This is a genomic window from Sellimonas catena, assembly GCF_027924685.1.
In the GTDB taxonomy this organism is placed as follows: domain Bacteria; phylum Bacillota; class Clostridia; order Lachnospirales; family Lachnospiraceae; genus Sellimonas; species Sellimonas catena.
Window position 1 is genome coordinate 1 of record NZ_BSBO01000077.1, and the last position, 3,271, is coordinate 3,271.

Annotated in this window: 6 protein-coding genes; all 6 read right to left on the reverse strand. The window is 31.2% G+C overall.

The annotated features are described in order from the left end of the window. Window positions 1-575 precede the first annotated feature (575 nt). Window positions 576-890 (reverse strand): hypothetical protein, encoded by a 315-nt coding sequence (locus tag Selli1_RS17985; protein WP_281874445.1) that lies wholly within the window; start codon window positions 888-890, stop codon window positions 576-578. Continuing rightward, entirely contained in the window at window positions 880-1,482 is a 603-nt protein-coding gene (locus Selli1_RS17990) for a hypothetical protein (protein WP_281874447.1), read from the reverse strand. Before Selli1_RS17990 ends, Selli1_RS17985 begins: the two co-directional genes overlap by 11 nt. Further along, the gene (locus Selli1_RS17995) at window positions 1,463-1,882 is read right to left on the reverse strand and encodes a DUF6941 family protein (protein WP_281874449.1); all 420 of its coding nucleotides are present in this window, start codon (window positions 1,880-1,882) and stop codon (window positions 1,463-1,465) included. The genes Selli1_RS17990 and Selli1_RS17995 overlap by 20 nt, the downstream gene beginning before the upstream one ends. A 178-nt stretch (window positions 1,883-2,060) precedes the next feature. Then, window positions 2,061-2,450 (reverse strand): IS3 family transposase, encoded by a 390-nt coding sequence (locus Selli1_RS18000; RefSeq protein WP_281874455.1) that lies wholly within the window; start codon window positions 2,448-2,450, stop codon window positions 2,061-2,063. Window positions 2,451-2,477: 27 nt separating this feature from the next. Continuing rightward, complete coding sequence (locus tag Selli1_RS18005; protein WP_330677646.1) at window positions 2,478-2,816, reverse strand: IS3 family transposase; 339 nt, start codon at window positions 2,814-2,816, stop codon at window positions 2,478-2,480. 17 nt (window positions 2,817-2,833) lie between these two features. Then, window positions 2,834-3,271 (reverse strand): helix-turn-helix domain-containing protein (locus Selli1_RS18010; RefSeq protein WP_281874453.1); only part of this gene is annotated, 438 nt, incomplete at its 5' end.

Below are 3,271 nucleotides of genomic sequence, written 5' to 3' on the forward strand. Positions count from 1 at the left end.
TGCCTGTTTTGTTGAAGACACAGCTTCAGGCGGCATAGGGCAAAGGGTGAACTTTGATAATCGAATACCTGCCAGATATTGAATTTTCAAGGTGCATAGGCAAAATCTATGTGCGAAGTTTGAGTTATAATATTTGTCCAGATATTAAATAATAATGGACTGTTATATTGATAATGTCAACATCCTTGCTTAATCATTTTTTCTTTTACTAAATCAGCAAATAACAATATTGGTTGATTCTGTTGACACTATCTTCTGTTCATTCATTACAGAACCTCCTTCAATTCCGATTTATTATTACATACGAAAAGCACCCCAAAGGGTGTCTTTCGTATGTGCAGCTCTTAACAAACAAAATCTTTTTATCACAAAATTGTTCAGTAAATAGTTCTTTAAATTACGAATTGCTTAATATTGTTTCTTCCAATCTCTTCACCATGTTCTAGACCATCTTTCTTACTTTCAGAAAACCTCTAGCAAAAACTTTTTCAATAATATATTTCCACGTTCATTTCCCTAATGCTACTTTCCTTCCCTTTCTAACATGCTATTGAAAGTTTCTCCTATAGTTAAAGCTATTTTTTCTTTTTCATTTCATGCCAAGCCAAAAACACTAGACATGAAATGAAAGCAATTAGTATTGGAATAACAACCTCTATAACACTTACAGAGGCATATTTATGATAAATATCCTGTTTTAAAGCTATCGATTTAACAAGATTTTCAGCAACAGAAAGAATATACCCTATCCCATCTCCTACTGTATACAGTAAACAAAATACTGCTATAATAAGTACTCCGCCTAAATTAATTCGTCCGTATTTCGTCGTTGTTTCCAATTTTAACAATGAAAACAATTTTAAATATAATTTACTGTCATTATTTTTCATTTAAGAAATCCTTCCAATCATATGTTGCAGCAATAGCAGTACAAAGCAATGTTAATGCTATTAAGACAGCACAAAAAACATAAAATGGATCAATCAGAAATACTCCGCAACCAAACATTAATATCATTAAAGTTATACAAACACCCAAAATTAAACCACATATTGATATATATGTCACAATATGAGTCGGAAAACTGTTTTTTAATTTATTTTTCAAAACAACATTCTCCTTTCTCAGCTCATCAATAATTTGCTTGTTTTCATTCTCTGACATATTAAAGCTAATCTCATTGCTTATTTGAATAGGTATTTCATTTTTCTTAACTTCTTTGTTAGAAATAACTCCGTTTTCATATTGCAAAGATATGTACGGATAATGTTTTATTCTTCCATTATCATATTGTTCTAAAACAATTTTTTCGTTCTTGATTTGATTTAATGTATTTTTGTCAATTGATGGCGTCATTATTAACGCAATTGTATTTGCCACCACAAATGGCTTAATAAATATTTGTGGTAAAGGGAATGTATTACTATCCTGACTTTGACTTACTTTAATACTACTTTCTAAATTAGTTTTTTGCTTTTGCATATATGTCAAACTCTCCCAATATTATTCCGTCTAATCTCACCTCTGTCTTATAATTTCCTTCTTTCTTAAGAATAACATTTCTTAGATCCAATCCCAACATCAATCCACGCTGCTCCTCTGGTAAATTTAAATCACCATTTTTTAGTTGTTCTGCGCTAATAGGAATATCTTTAGCTTCAACTAAATTATTTCCCTCCGTATCTTTAAAAATAATATCCAATTTATGATCTGATGATAAATCAATCTGTTTAATACCAACAACAATAGAAAAAGAAAATGTACTTGGTATGAATTCTGGTGTTAAGTTCTGCAAAACTCCCATAGCGTTTATAGGTGAATTTTTCCCCTCTATGTTTGTGGTTCCTAAACAATAAATAAACGTACTAACAATTGCACTCATATAATTCACTCCTCTTTTGTGTTGATTTATTATACCATATTTAGAAAAATTTTTGAATATATTATACTCAACTTAATTAAAAACGCCCCACACTTTGATATGAACCCAGAATCCTGGACACATTACTTTATGAATTAGGCACAGCGCATAGATGCTTTCCTGTATTTTGCAGGGGCATTCATTTTGTTTTTACCTGAATTCTTTCGTTGTTATAATAGTCTATATATTCTTTTACAACTTCAACAAAATCATCAAGTGATTTGTATTCTTTTTCATATCCATAATACATCTCATTTTTGAGTCTTCCAAAGAATGTTTCCATGATGCAATTATCATAGCAATTCCCTTTTCTTGACATGGATTGAATTATTCCATGATCTTTTAGAGTACTTCTAAAAAAAGGAATGTTAATATTGCAGCCCTGATCCGAATGAAAGATTAACCCTTTTACGGAAGGAAGCTTTTTAAATGTTTTGTTCAACATACGACGAATTTGTTCCATGTTCGGACTTAGCGATAAATCGTAAGAAATAATCTCATTTGTATTCATATCTAAGATTGGAGAGATATAACACTTGCCCTATGAAAAACTAAATTATAACACATCAGTTTTCCATTTTTGCAATGGCGCAGTTATATGGAAATCTCGATTTATGATGTTATCAGCAATCTTTCTAACTTCACCTTTATAAAAATGATATTTTTCCTTTGGGCGTTTGCTAAACAGTTCCATGGCATGCATAAGACGCTGAATCCGTTTATGATTTACTATATAACCACGATTCACAAGTTCTTTATGTACTCTTCGAACACCATATCGACCTTTGTTGTAATCAAATATTTTCTGAATTTTAGTCATAAGTTCCTCGTTTCTGGATCCTACAACATCTACTTTGCTTATTTCGAAATAATAAGTGGATTTTGCCATATCCATTGTTTTTAAAAGATCTTTTAGCTTATATCCTTTTTCGCGAAGTTCTTTAATGATTGCTGCTTTTCTATTACTTCATTCTCTGCTTTGATATATTCATTTTCAGCTCTTAAACAAATAAGTTCTTCTCTCTCTGATTCAGTAAGAGGTGCTGGATTCTCTTTCTTTTTCATTTTCAGATTTTTACATGAATGACCTTTCTGTTGTTCTATCAATCCGTTATAACCTTGAATTTTATATTTTTGAACCCATTGATATAACATTCTAGGACTGAACCCATCCTTTAGTGCCACATCTGTTCGGGAATTTCCAGCAATGACTTTTACGACCAATTGTAAGTAGGTAATCATCCGTACCTTCAAATCCCTTCCTGCATTTGATAAGATGGTCTCAAATGATGGAGGTAATACCAATGGATATGAATAATAATGTAATCTCAAAAGCTGATCTTTGGGCAG